The sequence below is a fragment of the Streptomyces sp. AC627_RSS907 genome, from assembly GCF_019049165.1.
Genome location: NZ_JAGMUE010000600.1, coordinates 1 through 674 on the forward strand (window position 1 = coordinate 1; position 674 = coordinate 674).

Below are 674 nucleotides of genomic sequence, written 5' to 3' on the forward strand. Positions count from 1 at the left end.
CAGCATGGCCACGGCGCTCGCCTGGGCCGTGCCCATCACGGTCTGCACGTTGTGCTGGCTGAACACCCGCTCCACCGCGACCAGTTCCGGCCGGTGGGTCTCCAACCACTGCTCGATGCCGCGCTCGATGAGCACCAGTCGCTCCCCGATGTCGGCGTCGGCCGCGGTGCGGATGACGCCGACGTCCACCATCCGCAGCGGGCGGCCCGCGACGCCGTCGACGACGCCGATGCCGCACCGGGTCAGCCCCGGGTCCACGCCGAGCACCCGCATCGCGCGCCCTCCCCCTCACTGACGTATGCGTCGCACATCTGTGGGGGTGTCCCCCCGAACAGGCACAGTAGCCGCTGGCTGTGACAACGCGACGGGCCGACGGGGGCGTCCCGTCGGCCCGGTGGCGGCTGCGCCTCGTGCCCCGGACGGTGCGGCTGGGCCGCGGCGCGGGTTCGGCCGCGCTGGCTCAGTCGTACGGCCCGATGCGCAGGCTAGGCGTCGACCTTCTCCATGACCTCGTCCGACACGTCGAAGTTGGCGAAGACGTTCTGCACGTCGTCGCTGTCCTCCAGCGCGTCGATGAGCTTGAAGATCTTGCGCGCGCCCTCCTCGTCCAACTGGACCTGCATGGTGGGCACGAAGTTGGCATCGGCCGAGTCGTAGTCGATGCCCTCCTGCTG

Annotated in this window: 2 protein-coding genes; both read right to left on the reverse strand. The window is 70.8% G+C overall.

The features are described 5' to 3' along the window. Positions 1–273 (reverse strand): crossover junction endodeoxyribonuclease RuvC (locus tag KUM32_RS37320; RefSeq protein WP_217146295.1); only part of this gene is annotated, 273 nt, incomplete at its 3' end. Positions 274–485: 212 nt separating this feature from the next. Continuing rightward, positions 486–674, reverse strand: a 189-nt coding sequence (locus KUM32_RS37325; RefSeq protein WP_217146296.1) for a YebC/PmpR family DNA-binding transcriptional regulator, incomplete at its 5' end; no start/stop codon positions are given.